The organism is Microbacterium yannicii (assembly GCF_024055635.1).
Classification (GTDB): Bacteria; Actinomycetota; Actinomycetes; order Actinomycetales; family Microbacteriaceae; genus Microbacterium; species Microbacterium yannicii.
Window position 1 is genome coordinate 12,619 of sequence record NZ_JAMXMB010000009.1, and the last position, 20,257, is coordinate 32,875.

At 70.1% G+C, this 20,257-nt stretch carries 18 protein-coding genes and 1 pseudogene; 4 read left to right on the forward strand and 15 right to left on the reverse strand.

Annotation, left to right across the window (positions count from 1 at the left end; genetic code table 11):
* The first annotated feature begins 66 nt into the window (after window positions 1-66).
* Both NCG93_RS04455 and glgB read left to right on the forward strand, forming a co-directional pair.
* Window positions 67-2,082 (forward strand): maltotransferase domain-containing protein, encoded by a 2,016-nt coding sequence (locus NCG93_RS04455; RefSeq protein ID WP_372495948.1) that lies wholly within the window; start codon window positions 67-69, stop codon window positions 2,080-2,082.
* Window positions 2,079-4,256, forward strand: a complete 2,178-nt coding sequence (gene glgB, locus NCG93_RS04460; protein WP_194415228.1) for a 1,4-alpha-glucan branching protein GlgB — start codon at window positions 2,079-2,081, stop codon at window positions 4,254-4,256. The genes NCG93_RS04455 and glgB overlap by 4 nt, the downstream gene beginning before the upstream one ends.
* Before the next feature lie 28 nt (window positions 4,257-4,284).
* Here glgB and NCG93_RS04465 read toward each other — a convergent pair whose 3' ends face one another.
* On the reverse strand, window positions 4,285-5,238 hold the full coding sequence (locus tag NCG93_RS04465; protein WP_194415227.1) for a tetratricopeptide repeat protein: 954 nt from the start codon (window positions 5,236-5,238) through the stop codon (window positions 4,285-4,287).
* Window positions 5,235-7,091 carry a DUF8094 domain-containing protein gene (locus tag NCG93_RS04470; RefSeq protein WP_194415226.1) on the reverse strand — a complete coding sequence of 619 codons (1,857 nt, stop codon included), beginning with the start codon at window positions 7,089-7,091 and terminating at the stop codon, window positions 5,235-5,237. Before NCG93_RS04470 ends, NCG93_RS04465 begins: the two co-directional genes overlap by 4 nt.
* Before the next feature lie 178 nt (window positions 7,092-7,269).
* Between NCG93_RS04470 and NCG93_RS04475 the strand changes: the two genes are divergently transcribed.
* On the forward strand, window positions 7,270-8,337 hold the full coding sequence (locus tag NCG93_RS04475) for an AI-2E family transporter (protein ID WP_194415225.1): 1,068 nt from the start codon (window positions 7,270-7,272) through the stop codon (window positions 8,335-8,337).
* A 51-nt stretch (window positions 8,338-8,388) separates the two neighbouring features.
* Here NCG93_RS04475 and NCG93_RS04480 read toward each other — a convergent pair whose 3' ends face one another.
* From NCG93_RS04480 to rpsB, 9 genes are all read right to left on the reverse strand, one after another.
* Complete coding sequence (locus NCG93_RS04480; protein ID WP_194415224.1) at window positions 8,389-9,117, reverse strand: alpha/beta hydrolase; 729 nt, start codon at window positions 9,115-9,117, stop codon at window positions 8,389-8,391.
* 1 nt (window position 9,118) lies between these two features.
* Window positions 9,119-9,403 (reverse strand): Rv1322 family protein, encoded by a 285-nt coding sequence (locus tag NCG93_RS04485; RefSeq protein WP_194415223.1) that lies wholly within the window; start codon window positions 9,401-9,403, stop codon window positions 9,119-9,121.
* A 3-nt stretch (window positions 9,404-9,406) separates the two neighbouring features.
* The gene (locus NCG93_RS04490) at window positions 9,407-10,012 is read right to left on the reverse strand and encodes an aggregation-promoting factor C-terminal-like domain-containing protein (RefSeq protein ID WP_252787443.1); all 606 of its coding nucleotides are present in this window, start codon (window positions 10,010-10,012) and stop codon (window positions 9,407-9,409) included.
* Between the two features lie 215 nt (window positions 10,013-10,227).
* A complete protein-coding gene (locus NCG93_RS04495; RefSeq protein WP_194415221.1) occupies window positions 10,228-10,791 on the reverse strand; it encodes a DivIVA domain-containing protein in 564 nt (187 codons plus the stop codon).
* Window positions 10,788-11,831: a phosphatidate cytidylyltransferase gene (locus tag NCG93_RS04500; protein ID WP_194415220.1), complete on the reverse strand. Its 1,044-nt coding sequence runs from the start codon at window positions 11,829-11,831 to the stop codon at window positions 10,788-10,790. The genes NCG93_RS04495 and NCG93_RS04500 overlap by 4 nt, the downstream gene beginning before the upstream one ends.
* Window positions 11,832-11,840: 9 nt before the next feature.
* Window positions 11,841-12,395, reverse strand: coding sequence for a ribosome recycling factor (gene frr, locus NCG93_RS04505; RefSeq protein ID WP_194415219.1), 555 nt, complete (start codon window positions 12,393-12,395; stop codon window positions 11,841-11,843).
* 52 nt (window positions 12,396-12,447) lie between these two features.
* Window positions 12,448-13,167 carry a UMP kinase gene (gene pyrH, locus NCG93_RS04510; protein WP_194415218.1) on the reverse strand — a complete coding sequence of 240 codons (720 nt, stop codon included), beginning with the start codon at window positions 13,165-13,167 and terminating at the stop codon, window positions 12,448-12,450.
* Window positions 13,168-13,269: 102 nt separating this feature from the next.
* Window positions 13,270-14,097 carry a translation elongation factor Ts gene (tsf, locus tag NCG93_RS04515; RefSeq protein ID WP_194415217.1) on the reverse strand — a complete coding sequence of 276 codons (828 nt, stop codon included), beginning with the start codon at window positions 14,095-14,097 and terminating at the stop codon, window positions 13,270-13,272.
* An 86-nt stretch (window positions 14,098-14,183) separates the two neighbouring features.
* Window positions 14,184-15,146, reverse strand: coding sequence for a 30S ribosomal protein S2 (gene rpsB / locus NCG93_RS04520; protein ID WP_194415216.1), 963 nt, complete (start codon window positions 15,144-15,146; stop codon window positions 14,184-14,186).
* Between the two features lie 337 nt (window positions 15,147-15,483).
* Between rpsB and NCG93_RS04525 the strand changes: the two genes are divergently transcribed.
* Complete coding sequence (locus NCG93_RS04525; RefSeq protein WP_194415215.1) at window positions 15,484-16,086, forward strand: M23 family metallopeptidase; 603 nt, start codon at window positions 15,484-15,486, stop codon at window positions 16,084-16,086.
* A gap of 9 nt (window positions 16,087-16,095) precedes the next feature.
* Here NCG93_RS04525 and NCG93_RS04530 read toward each other — a convergent pair whose 3' ends face one another.
* The 4 genes and pseudogenes from NCG93_RS04530 to NCG93_RS04550 all read right to left on the reverse strand — a co-directional run bounded on the left by NCG93_RS04530 (window position 16,096) and on the right by NCG93_RS04550 (window position 20,180).
* Complete coding sequence (locus tag NCG93_RS04530; protein WP_194415214.1) at window positions 16,096-17,004, reverse strand: tyrosine recombinase XerC; 909 nt, start codon at window positions 17,002-17,004, stop codon at window positions 16,096-16,098.
* Between the two features lie 104 nt (window positions 17,005-17,108).
* Window positions 17,109-18,382 (reverse strand): annotated as a pseudogene (gene dprA, locus NCG93_RS20460) (DNA-processing protein DprA).
* Window positions 18,292-19,815 (reverse strand): YifB family Mg chelatase-like AAA ATPase, encoded by a 1,524-nt coding sequence (locus NCG93_RS04545; RefSeq protein WP_194415213.1) that lies wholly within the window; start codon window positions 19,813-19,815, stop codon window positions 18,292-18,294. Before NCG93_RS04545 ends, dprA begins: the two are co-directional and overlap by 91 nt.
* On the reverse strand, window positions 19,812-20,180 hold the full coding sequence (locus NCG93_RS04550) for a YraN family protein (protein ID WP_194415212.1): 369 nt from the start codon (window positions 20,178-20,180) through the stop codon (window positions 19,812-19,814). Before NCG93_RS04550 ends, NCG93_RS04545 begins: the two co-directional genes overlap by 4 nt.
* Window positions 20,181-20,257 lie beyond the last annotated feature (77 nt).

The following is a 20,257-nucleotide window of genomic DNA, read 5'->3' on the forward strand; positions in this document are numbered from 1 at the left end:
GTCACGACGACGCGCTCTCAGCGCTCCCGCCCCTGGCGGAGCGCCTCGGCCCTCCCTGTCCGCGACATCCGTGCCTGGCAGGGGGAACGCGACACTGCAGCGCGGCGTGTCCCCCTCGCTCAGCCGTCACCGGCCGTCCCCTGGGGCGACTACCGGCCCAAGGCGTTCCAGGGCGAGGTGGTGCCGTTCCGCGTCACGGCGTTCCGCGAGGGGCACGATCGCATCGGCGTCCAGGTGCGTCTCTTCTCGCCGTCCGGAGACGAATCCCTGCATCGCCTGCACGCGCTGAACGACGGCTTCGACCGCTGGCAGACCGAGGTGGCGCTGCTCGAGCAGGGCATCTGGCGCTTCCGGTTCGAGTCCTTCGGCGACGACTTCGCGACGTGGGAGCATGCCGCCTCGGTCAAGATTGCGGCGGGAGTGGATGCCGCCGTCATGCGCGAGCTCGGAGCGCTGCTGTTCGAGCGCGCGGGTGCCGAGAAGGGGCGCCCGGCGGCCGAACGGCGCGCACTCGCCGGCGCGGCAGCATCCCTCCGCGACTCCGCCGTCGACGACATCGGGGCGCTCGCCATCGTCGAGGATCCGGCGATCGCGGGGTTCTTCGAGGCGCGGCCCCTCATGTCGCTGGAAACGATCGGCGACGACTTCGAGCTCCTGGTCGAGCGCGAGCGCGCGGGTGTCGGCGCCTGGTACGAGTTCTTCCCCCGCTCCGAGGGCGCCCGGCGCCTCAAGGACGGCACCGTGAAGAGCGGCACGTTCCGCACGGCTGCCAAGCGGCTGCCGGCGGTCGCCGAGATGGGCTTCGACGTCCTGTATCTGCCGCCGATCCATCCGATCGGCATGGTGAACCGCAAGGGACCGAACAACACGCTCGACGCCGGATCGGCAGATCCGGGCTCTCCGTGGGCCATCGGCTCGGCAGCCGGCGGACACGACGCCGTCCACCCCGATCTCGGCACGCTCGCCGACTTCCGTGCCTTCGTGCGCAGCGCGCGCGCCGCAGGGATCGAGGTCGCCCTCGATCTCGCGCTGCAGGCGGCCCCCGACCACCCCTGGGTCGCCGCGCACCCCGAGTGGTTCACGACGCTCCCCGACGGGTCCATCGCCTTCGCCGAGAACCCGCCGAAGAAGTACCAGGACATCTACCCGGTCAACTTCGACAACGACCCGGCCGGCATCCGTGCCGAGGTGCTCCGGATCGTGCGCCACTGGATCGCGCAGGGAGTGCGCATCTTCCGCGTCGACAACCCGCACACGAAGCCGCTGCAGTTCTGGGAGTGGCTCATCGCCACCATCACCGCGGAGGAGCCCGACGTGGTCTTCCTCGCCGAGGCCTTCACGCGGCCCGCGCCGATGCAGAGCCTCGCCGCAGCCGGCTTCCAGCAGAGCTACACGTACTTCGCCTGGCGCAACACCAAGACCGAGCTCGAAGAGTTCTTGTCCGCGCTCGCACACGAGACCGACCACTTCCTCCGTCCGAACCTCTTCGTCAACACGCCCGACATCCTCACTGAATACCTGCAGTTCGGCGGGCGCGCCGCCTACCGCATCCGTGCCGCCATCGCGGCCACCGCGGCGCCGAGCTACGGCGTGTACGCCGGGTACGAGCTCTACGAGAACGTGGCACGCCCGGGGTCCGAAGAGAACATCGACAACGAGAAGTACGAGTACAAATTCCGGGATTGGGCCGGCGCCGTCGAGCGCGGCGAATCGCTGGCCCCGTTCCTCGCGCGGCTCAACGAGATCCGGCGCGCGCACCCCGCTCTCCGCCAGCTGCGCAACCTCAGCGTCCACTGGAGCGACGACGACGCGATCCTGGTCTACGCCAAGCACCTCGACGCGGCGCTCTCACCCGACGGTCGCAGCGACACCATCATCGTGGTGGTGAACACCGATCCGCACTCGGTGCGCCAGACGATGGTCCATCTCGACACCCGCATCTGGGGCGTCGAACCCGGTTCGCCCTACGAGGTCGAGGACCTCGTGACCGGCGCCCGATGGACGTGGGCGGACCACAACTACGTCATGCTGGACGCGTTCACCGAGCCGGTCCATATCCTCCATGTGAAAGGGCCGCGATGACGCTCTCCGACCAGATCCTCGACGCCGTCTCGACGGGCACCTATCACGACCCGCACGCCGTGCTCGGCATCCATCCCGACACGGATGCCGAAGGCACGGCGACGTGGACGATCCGTGCCCGCCGGCCGCTCGCCCGCAGCGTCACGGCGGTCTTCACCGACGGCACGCGCGTGCCGCTCGAACACGTGCGCGCAGGGATCTGGGAGGGCACGCGCGCCGGTGGGCTCGCCCGCTACGAGCTGCTCGCCACGTACGCGCAGGGACCGGACTACGTCGCCGACGATCCGTACCGCCACACGCCGACGATCGGCGAGCTCGACCTGCATCTGATCGCCGAAGGGCGCCATGAAGAGCTGTGGCGCGCGCTCGGCGCCCATGAGCGCGAGCACGACGGCACGATGGGGACCGCCTTCACCGTGTGGGCCCCCAATGCGCGCGCGGTGCGCGTCGTCGGCGACTTCAACGGCTGGGACGGCCAGGGCCATGCCATGCGCTCCATGGGCGCCAGCGGCGTGTGGGAGATCTTCGTGCCGGGCATCGGCCAGGGCACGACCTACAAGTTCGAGCTGCGCGGACGGGGCGGCGAATGGGCGCTCAAGGCCGATCCGATGGCCCGGTTCGCCGAGGTGCCTCCGGCCACGGCATCCGTCGTCGTCCGCTCGTCCTACTCGTGGGGCGACACCGCCTGGCTGGCGGAGCGCGCGCGCTCGACCCCCGTCTCCCGGCCGATGTCGGTCTATGAGCTGCACTTCGGCTCGTGGCGCCAGGGACTGACATACCGTGCTGCCGCGGACGAGCTGATCGACTACGTCACCGGGCAGGGGTTCACCCACGTCGAGTTCCTCCCGCTCGCCGAGCACCCCTTCGGCGGCTCGTGGGGCTATCAGGTCACGGGCTACTACGCGCCCACCAGCCGGTTCGGACACCCCGACGATCTGCGGTACCTCATCGACAGACTCCACCAGGCCGGTATCGGCGTGATCATGGACTGGGTTCCCGGCCACTTCCCGAAGGATGCCTTCGCGCTGGCGCGGTTCGACGGCGAGCCGCTGTACGAGCACGCCGACCCCCGCCGCGGCGAGCACCGCGAGTGGGGCACCTACATCTTCGATTACGGTCGCAGCGAGGTGCGCAACTTCCTGGTGGCGAACGCCCTGTACTGGTTCGAGGAGTTCCACGTCGACGGGCTCCGGGTGGACGCCGTCGCCTCCATGCTCTACCTCGACTACTCCCGCAACGAGGGCGAGTGGGCCCCGAACGTGCACGGCGGCCGCGAGAACCTCGAGGCGATCCGCTTCCTCCAGGAAGTCAACGCCACCGCGTACAAGCGCTATCCCGGCATCGCGATGATCGCCGAGGAGTCGACCAGCTTCCCGGGTGTGACCGCGCCCACGAGCCAGGCGGGCCTCGGGTTCGGGTTCAAGTGGAACATGGGTTGGATGAACGACTCGCTCCAGTACATCAAGCGCGACCCGATCTACCGGGCGCATCACGAGGGTGAGCTGTCGTTCTCGTTCGTGTACGCGTTCAGCGAGAACTATGTGCTGCCGATCAGCCACGACGAGGTCGTCCACGGCAAGGGGAGCCTGTTCGGCCGGATGCCCGGCGACCACTGGCAGCAGCTCGCGAACATGCGCGCGTTCCTCGCCTACATGTGGGGCCACCCCGGCAAGCAGCTGCTGTTCATGGGCCAGGAGTTCGGGCAGCTCTCGGAGTGGTCCGAAGGACGCTCACTCGACTGGTGGCTGCTCGATCAGCCGACGCACGCCCAGTTGCAGCAGTTCGTCGGTGTTCTCAACCGTGTGTACCGCGAACAGTCCGCCCTGTGGGCGCGTGACAGCGACGGCGCGGCCTTCACCCGGATCGGCTCCCCGACCTGGAATCCGAACGTCATCGCCTTCGCACGGCGCGACTGGCACGGCAACACCATCGTCGTGGTGGCGAACTTCTCGGGCCAGCCTCTGACGTCCTACGAGCTGGACATGCCCGAGAGCGGCGTCTGGCACGAGATCCTGAACACCGACGCGCAGGCGTACGGAGGATCGGGCGTGGGGAACCTCGGCGTCGTGCACGCCGGTGCGGGCGGCCGCGCATCGCTCGTGCTGCCGCCGCTGGGCGTGCTGTGGCTCCGTCACGAGACGAGTGCGCACATCCCCTCGCCCACGCAGGGCTGAGCGGGCCGCCGTCAGAGCAGCTGCGTCGTCAGAACAGCAGTGAGGCGAGGCGACCGCGCGCTGCGATGACGCGCGGGTCCGCGTCACCCACCAGCCCGAAGAGCTCCACGAGGCGCTCACGCACCGGCGCGCGCTCGTCCGACGGCAGCTGCGCGAACAGATCGAGCAGCCGTGCGAAGGCGTCCTCGACGTGTCCGCCCGTGATGTCGAGGTCGGCCACGGTCAGCTGCGCGGGGATGTCCAAGGGGGCGGATGCCGCGGCCGCGCGCGCGGCCTGCAGGTCGACGCCCTGCACGCGGAGCAGGAGCTGCACCTGGCCGAGTCCGGCGCGGGCCTCGGCGTCGCGGGGGTTCTCGGCGAGGGCCTTCTCGTATGCGCGCACGGCGCGAGCGTAGTCGCCCTCCTCGATCGCCTCGAAGGCCTCGGCGTGCAGCGGCGGCAGCGCGGGCTCGGCGGGCGCCTCTTCGGGAGCCTCACCGTCGACGGCAGCCGAACCGGTCACACCGTTCTGCGCCGCGAGCTGGAGGAGCTGCGCGAACACCTCGCGCACCTGCTGCTCCGGCACTGCTCCGGTGAACATCTGCACCGGCTGCCCGGCGACGAGGGCGACGACCATCGGGATCGACTGTGCCCGGAACGCCTGCGACAGCTGGGGGTTGGCGTCGACATCGACCTTCGCCAGGACGAGGCGACCGCCGAGTTCGAGCACCACCTTCTCGAGGACGGGGCTCAGCTGCTTGCAGGGGCCGCACCACTCGGCCCAGAGGTCCACGACCACGGGAACGGTCCGCGACAGCTCGAGCACCTGCGGGAAGGTCTCGTCGGTGACGTCGAGCACCAGAGACGGCACGACGACGGCGCCGGCTCCGGCGGGGGCAGCTTCGTCACCGGAGGCAGCCGGCGCGGCGGATGCCGGCCGGTTGCGCAGGGTGGACAGGTCGACGGCACCGCGCAGCGAGGCGCCGAGAGTGGGATCGGTCACGGAAGAACCTTCGCATCGAGAATGTCGGACGAGTAACCGAGCAGGCGGATCTTCTCGTTGGACCCGGGACCGGGAACGTAGAAGAACACCTGATCACTGTAGGTGGTCTCGAATCCCGTGGCTGACTGGGCCGCGCCGGCCAGGGTCTTCACGGAGGGGTTGTCGTCGACCTTGATCACCGCCTCCCCCACCGTGGGCGTCGCGGTGTCGATCTCGTTGATGTTCACCGCGACGATGGCCCCGCTCTCGACGGTCTGCAGGGCGAACGGCGCCTGCGGCCCTGCCGCCGACGAGAACTCGAGCTTGCCCGTCGACGCAGCGGTCTTGTTGAAGTCTTCGAGCCGGCGCTGACGGTCGGCGGCGACGCTCGTCCGGAACTGGTCGCCCTCGACCTCGAACAGGTCGTAGGAGGAACTGTTCTCGCCGTTGTTGATGACATCCGCGTAGGCGGCGGCGACCTGGTCGGGGGGCAGCACGAGGAAGGGAGAGTCAGGCTCCACAGCCGGGGCCCCGATGTACGAGGGCGCCAGGTCCGGGAGGGATGTCGACGCCTCCAGGCTGCCGATGTACGAGAGCTTGTAGTCGGCCCACTGATCCTGCTGGGTCATGACCATGATGCTCGACGTCTTCGACTCCTCGTCGTCCGCGACGGCGATCACCGAGCGCGGCCAGTCGTCGTAGGCCTGCGGCAGGATGATCTCGAGCGGCTTGGAGAGGATCGGGGCCGGAACCGGGTAATCGGCGATCGCCGCGCGCAGCTTGTAGTTCGTGTCACGGGCGGCCAGCGCGGCGCCCTCGAGGCGCGTGTCGGCGAGGTCGCCGTCGAGCGCCGCATCGGCGTCGGCGACGGTCGAGGCGATGCGGGTCAGGATCCGCTCGGCCTGCGCCTTGGTGACTGCCGGAGCCTGCTGACCTTCGGGCGCGATGACCGTCGCCGTCGGGGATGGCGTCGCCGAGGGTGCGAGCTGCGGCCAGGCGTCGGCGGAGCAGCCGGTGAACAGCAGGGCCGAGACAGCGACGACGGGCAGGACGGCGAACGCACGGCGTCCGCTCGCGACGGCACGGCGCGAGGTGGGTGTGCTGCTGATCACGCCCTTGTCATCCCCATCGATCGCGATGTCGATCGGCTCCGTGACGGGCAGCGGCAGCCCCTTGCGGCGCGGCCCGCGCTTCCGGCGGGCGTGACGGATGCCGAGGATGTAGAGGAACACGCCGATGGCCATGAGGATGCCGCCACCGACGATGAGGGGACCCGCCCAGGGCGTCGAACTCTGCAGTGGCCAGGTAACGGTCACCTTGCTCGGCGCGGGTGCGGTGCCGTCAGCGGCGACCAGCACGCTCATCTCCTCCGGCAGCTGCAGCGGCGCGATCAGAAGATCCTTCTGCTGGTACTCGTCGAGCCACAGATCAGACCCGACCGGGCTGCGGCCGGCGGTGGCCGCGGCATCCGTCGCGGCGTCAGCGGCTGTGTCTTCGGGCGCAGCGCCCTCGGCGGGGGCCTCCGGCGTCGTGCCGGCGATGGCGTCGACCTCTGGCTCGACGACCTCGGTCTCGACCTTCCCGTCGCCGTTCAGCGTGACGTGCGTGTACGTCGCGTCAGACAGCCAGGACTCCATGTCGGCCGTGCGGCCGTAGGAGGCGAAGAGGTCGCCGTCGGCCTGAGCGCGGAGCGTCTGGGTGCCGGGCATCTGGTTGAGGACCGTGCCGTCGATCAACAGGTACGGCGTCTTCTCTTCGACCGAGATCGTCGCGGTCTGGGTCCGAGGTCCCTGGAAGATCGTCCGCTGGGCGATGCCCGCACCGATCATCACGGTGGCGAGGACGAACGCCAGCACCGCCCACACGAAACGCACGAAGAACACCTTTCCCGGACGCGCACACGGAGCGCGACCCTTCGATTCGACATTTCAGACTAGCGGGGATGACCTGGGAGGCGCGTGGGAGGGAGCATTCCGCGGACTGGGCGCGTCGCATGCGTATCCTGGGCGGACACGATCGGATCGACACGGAGTCGATCGGCAGGGGGACTCGATGAAGCTGCACAGCCCGTTCCGCACCGCGCTGCTCGCGACATTGGGTGTCGGCCTCGGACTGCTCCTCATCGGCAGCATCCAGAACCTGCAGACCATCCTGCTGTACGTGGGCACCGCGCTCTTCCTGTCCCTGGGTCTGGACCCCATCGTCGCCTGGCTCGAGCGTCGCAAGCTCCCGCGCTGGGCAGCGGTCCTGATCACGATCCTCGGAGTGCTCGCCGTCTTCGCCGGCATCGTCCTCATGGTGGTGCCGATCATCGTGCAGCAGATCGGCCAGCTGGTGGCGGCCATTCAGAAGCTGGCCGAGGACGGCATGTTCGACGACCCCGTCGGCGCGATCCAGGACTGGCTGCACACCGTCTTCCCCGCGCTCAACGTCGACGAGGTCTGGAGCTACATCGAGGACTGGTACGCGTCGCTCGACGTCGGCGCGATCGGCAGCGAGGTCGGCGGCAGCATCATCACGATCATCGGCGCGCTCGTCGCCGGTTTCGCCGGCGCCTTCATCGTGCTGATCCTGACCATCTACTTCACGGCCTCCACTCCCAGCCTGAAGCGGTCCGTCTACCAGCTGGTGCCGGCGTCCAAGCGGGCCCGCTTCATGGACCTCGGCGAGCAGATCACCGACTCGGTGGGCTACTACGTCATCGGCCAGGTGACGCTCGGTCTCATCAACGGCGTCCTGAGCGCGATCTTCCTGTCGATCATCAAGGCGCCGTTCCCCGCCGTGCTGGCGGTGATCGCGTTCTTCTTCTCGCTGATCCCGCTCGTCGGCACGCTCACCGGCTCGATCATCATCGTGCTGACCTGTCTGGTGGTCGGCTCGCCGACCACCGCGCTGATCGCCGCCATCTACTACCTGATCTACATGCAGATCGAGGCCTACGTCATCTCCCCCCGCATCATGGGCCGGGCCGTCTCGGTGCCGGGAGCGGTCGTCGTGATCGCCGCGCTGGCGGGTGGCTCGCTGCTCGGACTCCTCGGCGCGCTCGTCGCGATCCCGGTGGCCGCCAGCATCCTGATCATCTATCGCCAGGTAGTGATCCCGCGCCAGAACGAGCGCTGAGCTCAGGGCGAGCACTGCCGCGCACCCGGTGTCAGGCCGCGTCCGTGCCGGTCAGCCTTCCGTGGCGACGGGCCCGTTCCACTCCAGTGGCAGCGGCAGTGCGTCGGGATTGACGGCCGCGACGATCTCGGTCAGCACCCGGCGCGTCTGGTTCTCCCCCACCCACAGGTGCTTGCCGCCTTCGACCGGGATCAGGACCGCGCCCGGCACGCTCGCGAAGCGCTCGGCCGCGGCATCCGGTCGCAGATAGTCGTCGAACTCGGGCACCAGCACGATCAGCCGCCTGTCGTCCCCCGCCCACGCGGCGACCTCCTCCGCCGTCGCACGATGCAGCGGCGGCGACAGCAGCACCGCGCCCTCGATCGCATGGTCGCGGCCGTACTTGAGGGCGAGCTCGGTCCCGAACGACCAACCGACCAGCCACGGTCGCGGCAGGCCGCGACCGTGGACGAAGTCCATGGCCGCCGCGACGTCGAAAGCCTCGGAACGCCCGCCGTCGAAGGAGCCGTCGCTCGTGCCGCGCGGCGACGTGGTGCCGCGGGTGTTGAAACGGAGCACCGCGAGGTCGGCCAGAGCGGGAAGACGCCCGGCCGCCTTGCGGATGATGTGAGAGTCCATGAACCCCCCGGCGGTCGGGAGCGGATGCAGCGTCACGAGAGTCGCGACCGGCTCCCGGTCCTCGGGCAAGGCGAGCTCGCCGACGAGGCTCAAGCCGTCGAGCGTCTCGAGCTCGATCTCCTCTCGCCGCGCGGGCAGCAGCATCGGTCCGCGGATCTCCATGTCATGCCACCTTCCAGCAGTGCTGATGCCAATGCCGACGAGCCGCCAGGTCGGCGGCATCGCCGAGCACCCCGTCCGCGCGCCAGGCCACCAGATGTGCGACCCCGATGTCGATCTGCCGACCGCATCCCGGGCACGTGTACGCCTTCTGCGCCTGCGCGGCCGAGACGGGCTGCACGATCCACTCCACCCCGCGCCGCATCTCGCTGCGCTTCCAGCCGGCGAGGAGTCGCTCGAACGACCCGTCGCCGCTCGAATCAGGACGGCGGCGGTTCGACCTCGGCACGGCTCAATACCAGCCCGTGCGCTGCGAGTGGTCCCAGGCCCCGCACGGTGTGCCGTAGCGCCCTCCGACGTAGCCGAGACCCCAGGAGATCTGCGTCGCGGGGTTGGTCTCCCAGTCGGCGCCGGCGGACGCCATCTTGCTGCCCGGCAGGGCCTGCGGGATGCCGTAGGCCCCGCTGCCCGCGTTGAAGGCGTTGACCCGCCAGCCCGACTCCTTGTTCCACAGGGCGACCAGGCACGCGAACTGATCGTCGCCCCACCCGCGGGCCAGCACCATGTCGTACGCGATGGCCTGCGCGGTTCCCGGGTCCGGTGTCGCGAACGGCGGGCGCCAGCCACCGCCCGACGTGGCGGAGGTCGGCGTAGCTGTCGGCGTCGGCGTCGGCTTCGGCTTGACGTAGACGGAGTAGCCGCCCCGGTCGAGCGCCGCCGGCTCCGCGGAGGCGAGGCTCTCATCGCCGGCGATCGACTGGACGTCGTCGAGCGAGCTGGCGTACAGCGACACCTGGGGTGAGTCTTCGACACTGGCCTGCGCGAGCGCGAGACCGGTCGGCCCGATGTAGGCGATGACGAAGCCCAGCACCGCGAACGCCGCGAATGCCCCGAGCACGCCACGGCGGCGTGACCAGCGGGCTGTCGGCCGCACGGGTACACGCACCGCAGTCGCCGGCGGGGCCGCCGGAGACGAGAGGACCCGGCCCGTCGGCCGTGTCGACACCTCGTGACGACGGGCGCGTCTGGTCGGGTGCAGCTCGTTTCCAGAAGTCACAGTGCCCCGATTCTCGCATACCGGTGCGACGACGTGCCATCCGCGGCCCGCGCGTCTCACTTGACGGCGAGCATCACCTCGACGACGGCATCGAGCACGGCATCCACCTGGGTCTCGCGATACCCGCCGCGCTGCATGCGGAAGGCGACCGCGCGGACCTGCTCGACGGTGACGGCATCCCCGGACTCGAGGAAGCGCGCGAGCTTGTCGGTGACCAGATCGACTTCGGCGACGCGGTACCCGTACCGCAGCCGCGACACCCGGTCGAAACGGCGGCCCGTCGGACGCGAGAGGCGGTCGAGCACCTCCTGTGCGAGCTCACGGGTATGGCCGACCCAGGCACGCGCCCCGACGACGGCCATCGCGGAGGACCGCTCACGTGCCGCGAAGGCGTCCTCGATCCTGCCCAGTGCGGCGTCGACCGATGCGATCGCGTAGCCGTGCCGCACCAGGGGGAACGCGACCTGGCGGATGTCGGCCGACGTGAGCTGCTCGCTGCCCTGCTCGAACGATGCCCGGGCCCGAGCCAGGAACTCGTCGACGGGCTGCTTGTCGTAGCCCTTCTCACGACCTCGCGCCTCGGGGAACGAGGTGCGGGACGTCGTCTCGGATGCCGTCATGATGCCACCAGCGGAGTGAAGAGGTAGTAGAGCGTCAGCGCCGCCACGACGGACAGCAGGATCGAATCCAGCCGATCCAGGACGCCGCCGTGGCCCGGCAGCCAGGAGCTCATGTCTTTGATGCCCAGATCGCGTTTGATCATGGATTCGCCCAGATCGCCGACCGTCGCGGTGGCGAGGATCAGGATGCCGAAGACCGCTCCCATCCACCAATCGAGGCCGAGCATGAACAGACCGACGAGCACACCGGCGATCGTGGCTGCCACGGCGGCACCCGCGAAACCCTCCCAGGTCTTCTTGGGGCTGATGCGCGGCGCCATCGGGTGCTTGCCGAACGAGATGCCGGCCACATACGCGCCCGTGTCGACGGCGACCGCGACGATGATGAACGCCAGCACCCACCACTCGCCGCCGTCCTTGCTGAGCAGTACCAGGCACAGGCTCGCCAGGAACGCGACGTACAGCTGCAGGAAGGCGGCGAGCAGGACGTCACCGAGCACCTTGGCGTAGGTGCGCCCGTCATGCGATGCCATCTGCGCGACCAGGCGCCAGACCACCAGGAAGGCGAGGGCGACGAACAGCACCACCCAGTGCAGCCATGCGTCCGCGAAGTAGGCCGACAGCACCACCGCCGTGCCGACGATGAGCTGCGGAACGAGATCGACGCGGCGACCGCTCGCGATCAGGGCGCGACCGAATTCGAAGATCGCGAGCAGCGCGGCGGCCAGCGCGAACGGGACGAAGGCCCATTTCACGAAGATCAACGAGCCGAGCAGCGCGATGCCGATGGCGAGCCCGATCAGAGTCGCCACGATCAGATCGCGTCCCGTGCGCTCCTTGATGCGCTCGTTCGCCTCTTCGAAGTCCGCTCTTGCCTGCGCGACCTGGCTCTCGAGCTCGCTGCGCGCAGCGCGAAGATGCGCCTGCAGCGCCGGCTCACTCTCATGAGCGTCTGCGGAGCGTCGCACGTCGCCCGCCTCGCGCCGCGTCTGCGGAGAGGCGGGCTCGTCACCGCGTGGCGGGTCCGATGAGTCGGTCATGGGTGGACCTCAGACCTCGAGGAGCTCGGCCTCTTTGCGCTTGAGCGCGTCGTCGATCGCGTCGACGTGGGCGCGCGTGAGCGCGTCGAGCTCCTTCTCGGCGCGGCCGAGCTCGTCCTCGCCGACTTCGCCCTTCAACGCGTCGATGTCGTCCTTCGCCTTCCGGCGGATGCCACGCACGTGGACCTTGGCGTCTTCGCCCTTGCTGCGCGTGAGCTTCACGTACTCCTTGCGGCGCTCCTCGGTGAGCTCCGGCATCGTGACGCGCACGAGGTTGCCGTCGTTCGTCGGGTTCACCCCGAGGTTCGGGATGTCGCGGATGGCCTGCTCGATGGCCTTCAGCGCCGACTTGTCGTACGGCGTGATGATGAGGGTGCGCGCCTCGGGGTTGTTGATCGACGCGAGCTGTGCCAGCGGCGTCGGGCTGCCGTAGTAGTCGACGAGGACCTTCTGGAACAGCTGCGGGTTCGCGCGTCCGGTGCGCACCGACGCGAAGTCCTCCTTCGCAGCCTCGACAGCGCGGTCCATGCGCACTCCGGCATCGGCCAAGACGTCCGCGATCACAGTGTCTCCTTCAGGTAGGTGGGGCTGGTCAAGTGTATCGGCGGCGACGTGTTCACGCCGTGACGAGCGTGCCGATGGGCTCGCCCAGGAGCGCCCTCGTGACATTGCCCGCCGGTTCCATGCCGAACACCCTCATGTCCATGCGGTTGTCCATGCAGAGGCTGAACGCGGTGGAGTCGACGACCTTGAGCCCGCGCTGGAGCGCGTCGAGATAGGTGATGCGATCGATCATCGTGGCCGAGGCATCCTTCTTCGGATCTGCCGTGTACACGCCGTCGACGCCGTTCTTCGCGACGAGGACCTCCTGAGCGTCGATCTCGAGGGCACGCTGCGCGGCGACGGTGTCGGTCGAGAAGTACGGGAGGCCGGCGCCCGCGCCGAAGATGACGACGCGCCCCTTCTCCATGTGGCGCTCGGCGCGGCGCGGGATGTAGGGCTCGGCGACCTGGGTCATCGAGATCGCTGACTGCACGCGCGTGGCCGCGCCTGCCTGCTCGAGGAAGTCCTGGAGGGCGAGGGCGTTCATCACGGTGCCGAGCATGCCCATGTAGTCGGCGCGACCGCGGTCCATGCCCCGCTGACTCAGCTCGGCGCCGCGGAAGAAGTTGCCGCCGCCGACGACGACGGCGATCTCGACCCGGTCGACCGCCGCGGCGATCTCCCGTGCCATCTGGCTGACCACGTCCGGGTTGACACCCAGCTGGCCGCCGCCGAACGCCTCGCCGGACAGCTTCAGAAGGACGCGACGGCGCCCGGTGTTCTCGTTGATCACTGTGGTCCTCTCGATGACGACAAACTATCCGGCACTCGGCAACCTACCGAAGGGCATGAGAAAAGGCCCGCATCGGATTGCGATGCGGGCCTTCTCACTGGGTCAGGCGCCGACCTTGTAGCGGGCGAAGCCCGTCAGCGTCAGACCGGCGTTCTTCGCGACCTGCGCGACCGACTGCTTGTTGTCCTTCGCGTAGTCCTGGTCGAGCAGCGAGACCTGCTTGAAGAACGCGTTCACGCGCCCTTCGACGATCTTCGGCAGAGCAGCCTCGGGCTTGCCCTCGTTGCGCGAGATCTCGGTGACGATCTCGCGCTCCTTGTCGACATCCGCCTCCGGAACCTCGTCGCGCGACAGGTACGACGGGTTGGCGAACGAGATGTGCTGCGCGATGCTGCGCGCCGTCTCGGCGTCGTCGCCCGAGTAGGCGAGCACGACACCGACCTGCGGCGGCAGGTCCTTGCTGGTCTTGTGGAGGTAGATCTCGAAGTGGTCGCCCGAGAGCGTGCTCACGCGTCGCAGCTCGACCTTCTCGCCGATGATCGCGGCCTCGTCCGAGATGAGCTCGGCGACCGTCTGGGCGCCGGCGGGCGCTGCGAGCGCCGCGTCGGCCGAGTCCGCGTGGACCGCGGCGGCGGCGTCGAGCACCTTGTCGGCGAGGGCGATGAAGCGCTCGTTCTTCGCGACGAAGTCGGTCTCGGTGTTGAGCTCGATGATCGTGACCTGACCGTCGACCTCCTTGGCCGCGACCAGGCCCTCGCTCGTGGAGCGGTCGGCGCGCTTGGCGTTGCCCTTCGCGCCCTTCAGGCGCAGGATCTCGACGGCCTTCTCGAGGTCGCCGTCGGCCTCCTCGAGCGCCTTCTTGGTGTCGACCATGCCGGTTCCGAGCTGCTCGCGCAGCGCCTTGATGTCGGCGATCGTGAAGTTTGCCATGGGTGGCGGCTCCTAGATTGTGAGAGTTCAGTGGGATGCCGCGGCGGAGTCGTCCGGAGACGACTCCGCCGGGCGGAAGGATGCGATTACGCGTCTGCCTTGTCGGCCTCGGCGGCGAGCTCCTCGGCGACGACCTCGTCCACGACGGCCTCGGCGGCGAGCTCCTCAGCCACGGCCTCGACCACGACGGCGTCGGCGACGTCGCCCTCGGCAGCGAGCTCTTCGGCGACGGCCTCGGCCACGACGGCCTCGGAGGCCAGCTCGACGGCGTCGCCGTCAGCGGCGGTGGCGCCCTGCTCGAGCAGCTCGCGCTCCCAGTCGGCGAGCGGCTCCGCGTCAGCGGTCTCGTCGGTCGGCTGGTGGCGCTGGATCAGGCCCTCGGCGGCGGCGTCGGCGATGATGCGGGTGAGCAGGCCCACCGAGCGGATCGCGTCGTCGTTGCCGGGGATTGGGTACTGGAACTCGTCCGGGTCGGCGTTGGTGTCGAGGATGCCGATCACCGGGATGCCGAGCTTGGATGCCTCGTTGACGGCCAGGTGCTCGCGCTTGGCGTCGACGACCCAGATGGCCGACGGGGTCTTCTGGAGGTTGCGGATGCCGCCGAGCGACTTGTGCAGCTTGTCGAGCTCGCGCTTCTTGAGCAGGAGCTCCTTCTTGGTGAAGCCGCTCTCGGCGGGGTTCTCGAAGTCGAGCTCCTCGAGCTCCTTCATGCGAGCGAGACGCTTCGACACCGTCGAGAAGTTGGTGAGGAGGCCGCCGAGCCAGCGCTGGTTGACGTAGGGCTGGCCCACGCGCGTCGCCTGCTCGGCGATGACTTCCTGCGCCTGCTTCTTGGTGCCGACGAAGAGCACGGTGCCGCCGTGGGCGACCGTCTCCTTGACGAACTCGTACGCCTTGTCGATGTACGTCAGCGACTGCTGCAGGTCGATGATGTGGATGCCGCTGCGCTCCGTGAGGATGAAGCGCTTGACCTTCGGGTTCCACCGGCGGGTCTGGTGTCCGAAGTGCACGCCGCTGTCGAGCAGCTGGCGGATGGTGACGACGGCCATGGCCGTTCTCCTGTTCCGGCGCATGTGCGCCTGTTGCGGTTCGTTCTCGCGCCGGCATGGAGCCGGCGAGCCTGGTGCCCGGCACATTCCCACCCCGCGCCCGCTCGTGAGCGTTCGCAGGGACCGTAGGGTGTGGATGCCGCGCCGCGACCCCTCGTGGAACTCAGGGTGTGCGGCGCTCTGGGCACGCGGAGTCACTCCGACATGCGGAGTGCGCAACCAGTGTATCAGCAGGCGGCCGGCTCGCCCCTCCTCCCCCGTGGGCGCGGGAGGACGGTTCTCCACGGCCCTCAGGTGCGCCGCGCTGCGCACGCGTCTGATGCGGGATGTTCGGCTCATGACACGTTCCGCCAGAATCCATGGCAGGCATGTGCGCGCGACCGTGGCGGTCGCGTCGGCGCTGTTCCTCGCCGCCGCCCCCTGGTCGGCGCCGGGCGCGGAGAGCGCCGTTCGCGCGGATCCTGCGCCACCCGCGGCGCCGGACGGCGGGTCGGCCGACGGCGGGACGGCCGGAGGCGGGACGGTGTCGCTGATGCAGGGCTGGCTGTGGCCGGTGCGCTCGTTCCGCCTGGAGCGTCAGTTCGTCGCACCGCCGCACGAGTACGGCCCGGGACATCGGGGAATCGACCTGGGCGTGCAGGGAGAGGATCCCGTCCGTGCGCCCGCCGATGGCGTGGTCGCCTTCTCTGGACGCGTGGCGGGACGCGGCGTCCTGACGATCGATCACGGCGGAGGGCTCGTCTCGACCCTCGAGCCGATCGAGTCCGGTCTCGCCGCCGGCACGGCTCTCGCGGCGGGCGCCGACGTGGGGCGGCTGTCGACCGGCGGACATGCGGCGCCGGGCGCGCTGCATCTCGGCGTGCGGCTGGACGGCCACTACCTCAACCCGCTCGTCCTGCTCGGCGGCGTCCCCCGCGCGGTGCTGCTGCCCTGCTGCTGAGCCCGCCACTCACGCCCGCGGGTGCGCGAGACGGTAGGAGGCGGCTAGTCGTTCGCTCGAGACGTGGGTGTAGATCTGCGTCGTGCCGAGACTGGCATGGCCGAGGATCTCCTGGACGGCGCGCAGGTCCGCGCCACCGTCCAGCAGGTGCGTCGCTGCCGAATGGCGCAGGGCGTGTGGTCCCACCTGGGCACCGAGCTCCGGGCCGAGCTCCCGCGAGACCAGGTTGTAGACGGCCCGTGGGCCGATGCGGCCGCCTCGGGCGCCGAGGAACAGTGCCGACACCGCGGCCTGGCCCTCCGTCCGGCGCGCGAGCAGCGCGGGGCGGCCGCGCACCAAGTAGGCCTCGACGGCGCGCTCAGCCGGGAGTCCGAACGGAACCACCCGCTCCTTGGAGCCCTTGCCGAGCACCCGGGCCGTACGGCGATCGTGGTCGAGGTCGTCGACGTCCAGCCCGCACAGCTCCGACACCCGCATTGCCGCGCCGTAGAGCAGCTCGAGCATCGCGTGATCGCGGAGGGCGAGGGGATCGCCCTCCGCCGCCGCGGACCCGAGGCGCTCGAGAACGCTGTCCATGGCGTCGGCCGTCGCCACCTTCGGCAGCGTGCGGCCGCGTTTGGGCGACACCAGCCGCAGGCTGGGATCGGTCGGCACGATTCCGCCCTCGGCGGCCCAGGCGAAGAAGCCGCGGACGGCCGCCGTTCTCCGGGCGATCGTGGCGCGACTGTCCCCTCGCTGCACGGCCTGCCACAGCCACTCGCGGAGGTTGTCGAGGTCGACGACGTCGAGGTCGATGTCGCCGCAGGCGAGCGTCAGATCGGCGAGGTCGGATCGGTACGCGCGCACGGTCGCCGGTGACAGCCGGCGCACCTCCGCGAGGTGGCGAAGATACGCCTCAGCCCCCTCGTTGATCTCCACGAGTCCAGCATGCTCCTGCCGTCGGTGCGTCCTGGTGCGACGCACCGTGGGCGACGCTCCTCGCGCGCGGAGCAGATCCGGCCGGCAGGACGGGGGGACCTCGGTCAGCCCGCCGCGGTCCGCAGTCGCCAGCCTTCCGCGCCGGTCTCGACCGATCCCTCGAGCCGCAGCAGCCCGAGGATGGCCTCGACCGTGTCGGCGGCCATCCCGGCGCGGCGCGCGATATCGGTGGACTGACGCCACGACCGGGTACTCATCGCATCCCGCACGCGTGTCGCCTCGCCGGTGCGGCCGGCATCGACGCCGGTGACGGCATCCGTTCGCGGGGCGAGTCCCAGCAACTCCCGGACGTCGTCCGCGCTCGTGATGCACTGCGCACCGTACTCGCGGATCAGCCGATGGGTGCCCGCGGAGGTGGCGGAGGTGATAGGCCCCGGTACGGCTCCGAGCGGGCGTGACAGCGCGGCCGCGTGGCCGGCAGTGTTGAGCGAGCCGCTGCGCCATCCCGCTTCGACCACGACGGTCGCGGTCGCCAGCGCCGCGATCAGCCGATTGCGCTGGAGGAAGCGCCACTTCGTGGGCGCCGAGCCGCACGGCACTTCGCTGGCGACGACACGCTCTGTGCGATGTCGTCGATGAGCTGGGTATGACCGGCCGGATAGGAGCGGTCCGCCCCGCCGGCGAGCAGCGCCGCAGTGAGTCCGCCCGTGGCCAGTGTCGCGCGGTGCGCGGCGCCGTCGATCCCGTAGGCCCCGCCCGACACGACGGCGATGCCTGCCGAGGCCAGCTCGGCCGCGAGTTCCATCGCCACGTGATCGCCGTAGCGCGAGGCGGCGCGCGCACCGACGATCGCCACGGATGCCTCGAACCGGCGCAGCGCCGTGACGTCGCCGCGGACCCACAGACACAGCGGGGCATGAGGGCCGAGATCATCGAGCTGGCTGGGCCAGGACGGGTCGCTCCGGGTGACGAGCGCGACGCCGCGCGCCGCGGCTGTCGCGAGTGAGGCGTCGACCGCGCGTGCCGACAGCCGCGGCAGCCATCGCTTCCGCCCTTCCGCGAGCTCCCGAGCCGTGACCTCCGGCAGTGAACCGCCTGCCAGCACCGCGTCGAGTGCGGCCACGGGGCCTCGAGCCGCGATGACCCGACCAGCCACCGAATCGCCGGGCTCGATCAGCTGGCACCACACCGCGATCGCATATCGCTCGCGTGCATCTTCGGCTGACTCATCTCCGTGCATGGAGGCCAGTGCACCGAGCGCGGCGTCGGCGCTGAGATCGAAGCCGTTCACAGGGCGAGTCCCTTCTTGAGGTAGAGGGCGCGACCGATGTGCTCGGCGCTCAGCTGCGCGCGCCCTTCGATGTCGGCGATGGTCCATGCCACGCGCAGTACCCGGTCATATCCGCGCAGCGTCAGCGCGCCGCGATGCAAGGCGGCGTCGAGGGGCCGCCGCACCGCCGGCATCGGGGCAGCCGGCCCCTCGCGCAGCCAGGTCCCCGGCACATCGGCGTTCACGCGCCAGGGGGTGCCCGACAGGCGATGTCGGGCACGTGCACGGGCGTCCTCGACGCGCTCGCGCGCGGCGGCGGTGGAGATCGTCGGTCCGCGGTCCCGCTGGGCGACCGACACCCGGGTCAGGGTGAGCTCGATGTCCATGCGGTCCAGCAGCGGCCCCGACAGCCGGCCCAGGTAGCGCCGGATGGCTGCGGGCGGACAGGTGCAGGTCCCGCCCCGGATCCCGTAGTCCCCGCACGGACAGGGGTTCGTCGCCAGCACCAGCTGGAAGCGAGCCGGATACTGCGCCTGGGCGCCCGCCCGGTGGATCGTGATGGAGCCCGACTCCAGCGGCTGCCGCAGGGCGTCCAGTGCGCTCGCCGCGAACTCCCCCGCCTCGTCGAGGAAGAGCACGCCCTCGCTCGCGCGAGCGATCGCCCCGGGTCGGATGAAGCGCGTCCCTCCCCCGACCAGCGCCGCAATGCTCGCGCTGTGGTGCGGCGCCTCGAACGGCGGAGTCCGGGAGAGCTCGACGACGCGGGAGCCGGCGAGGCTGCGGATGGAGGCGCTCGCGAGGGCGGCCCCGTCGTCGAGCTCGGGAAGGATGCCCGGCAGCCGGCGCGCCAGCATGGTCTTCCCCGCTCCCGGTGGTCCGCACATCAGGAGGTGGTGCCCGCCCGCCGCCGCGACGATGAGCGCGTCGACGGCGTCCCGCTGCCCGATGACCTCCGCCAGGTCCAGCGGCGGCTCGGACTCGCGCTCGTCTTCGGTCAGCGCGACGGGTTCCTCGTCGGCGACCTCGACGTCTCCGCCGTGCCACGCGACCACCTGTGCCAGATTGACGGCGGCGAGCACCTCCACTCCGTCGACCAGATCGGCCTCCGCTCCGTTGGCGTGCGGCACGACGACGCGGCGATGCCCCGCGCGACGGGCGGCGACCGCGGCGGGCAGCACCCCGGGCACGGGACGAAGGCGGCCATCGAGACCGAGTTCACCGATGTGCACCGCGGAAGCGACGGACGAAGGATCCATCGTCGACTCGGTCGCCAGCGAGGCCACGGCGATCGCGACGTCGAACCCCGAGCCCTGTTTCGGCAGGCTGGCCGGCGACAGATTCACCGTCAGCCGCCGTCGCGGCAGCGGCGTGCCGCTGTTGGCGCACGCGTTGTGCACCCGCTGCACGGCCTCGCCGAGCGCCTTGTCGGGAAGTCCGATGATCCGGAACTCCGGCGTCTGCTGCGAGAGGTCGGCCTCGACCTCGACGCATTCGCCCTCCGCTCCCACGAGCGCGACAGCCCAGGTGCGCGCGACGCTCACGGGACCTCCACGTCGACGAGGTGCTCCAGCCGCGCGGTCCCGGGCTCCGCGCCGGTCAGGCCGATCGCGTCGATCCGCAGTCGGCGGCCCTGCACCACGTCGCGGTGCTCGCTGGCCCAGGCGACGCCCAGTCGCCAGAGCCGCACGCGCTTGCGGGCGTCGATCGCTTCGAACGGGTGCCCGAACTCTTCACCTCTGCGGGTCTTGACCTCGACCACGACCACGGAGGAGCGGTCCGCGACGATCAGATCCAGCTCGCCGTCGCGGCACCGCCAGTTGCGATCGAGGACGGTGAATCCCTGCTCCTCGAAGTAGTGCGCCGCACGGTCTTCGCCCGCGCGGCCGAGCATGTCTTTATCTGCCATTCCGGCATCGTCGCGCGCCTCGGGACCTCCAAGGACGCGGGTGCGCGGCATCCGTTCAGAACTCGCGAGGAGTCCCG

Excerpts from the sequence above, each read along its gene's own strand:
- NCG93_RS04500 (WP_194415220.1), bottom strand. The coding sequence starts at position 11,831 with ATGACCGACTCATCGGACCCGCCACGCGGTGACGAGCCCGCCTCTCCG.
- NCG93_RS04495 (WP_194415221.1), bottom strand. The coding sequence starts at position 10,791 with ATGACGGCATCCGAGACGACGTCCCGCACCTCGTTCCCCGAGGCGCGA.
- glgB (WP_194415228.1), top strand. The coding sequence starts at position 2,079 with ATGACGCTCTCCGACCAGATCCTCGACGCCGTCTCGACGGGCACCTAT.
- NCG93_RS04480 (WP_194415224.1), bottom strand. The coding sequence starts at position 9,117 with ATGGAGATCCGCGGACCGATGCTGCTGCCCGCGCGGCGAGAGGAGATC.
- NCG93_RS04525 (WP_194415215.1), top strand. The coding sequence starts at position 15,484 with ATGACACGTTCCGCCAGAATCCATGGCAGGCATGTGCGCGCGACCGTG.
- NCG93_RS04550 (WP_194415212.1), bottom strand. The coding sequence starts at position 20,180 with ATGGCAGATAAAGACATGCTCGGCCGCGCGGGCGAAGACCGTGCGGCG.
- NCG93_RS04475 (WP_194415225.1), top strand. The coding sequence starts at position 7,270 with ATGAAGCTGCACAGCCCGTTCCGCACCGCGCTGCTCGCGACATTGGGT.
- tsf (WP_194415217.1), bottom strand. The coding sequence starts at position 14,097 with ATGGCAAACTTCACGATCGCCGACATCAAGGCGCTGCGCGAGCAGCTC.
- rpsB (WP_194415216.1), bottom strand. The coding sequence starts at position 15,146 with ATGGCCGTCGTCACCATCCGCCAGCTGCTCGACAGCGGCGTGCACTTC.